Origin of the sequence: Streptomyces sp. SID3343 (assembly GCF_009865215.1) — a bacterium.
GTDB lineage: Bacteria > Actinomycetota > Actinomycetes > Streptomycetales > Streptomycetaceae > Embleya.
Genome location: NZ_WWJX01000903.1, coordinates 1 through 396, shown reverse-complemented (window position 1 = coordinate 396; position 396 = coordinate 1). Strand labels below are relative to the sequence as shown.

The window sequence follows — 396 nt, the reverse complement described above, 5'->3', positions numbered from 1 at the left end:
GTGGACGCCGCGCAGCAGGCGAGCGCGCACGCCGCGCTGGTCACCGCCGAGATCACCCACCGGCACGCGGCGATGCGGCTGACCGGCGCCGAGAGGGACGCCGCGCGGATCAAGCGCGAACTGACCGACGCGCGCGGGCTGCACTCGGCGTGGCTGGCCACCGAGGTGGTACTGCGCCACCGCGCCGCGGTGGACCGGTCCGAGCGCGTGGACACCGCGATCCGCGCGGCCGAGCGGGACGCCGCGCCGGCCCTCGCCGCCCGCCAGGAGGCGGCCTCCGCGCTGGTGCGCGCCCTGCACGCGGCCGCGGCCGGGGCCGAGGGCCGCGCCGACACCGAGGAGCGCCGCGCGGCGGGCCTCCAGGACCGCGGCGAGAGCGCCCGGCGCGCGGCCACC

At 81.6% G+C, this 396-nt stretch carries 1 protein-coding gene; it reads left to right on the top strand.

Annotated elements, in window-relative coordinates; genetic code table 11:
• Window positions 1-396: hypothetical protein (locus GT354_RS27805; protein WP_161359121.1), on the top strand; the 396-nt coding region annotated here is incomplete at both ends.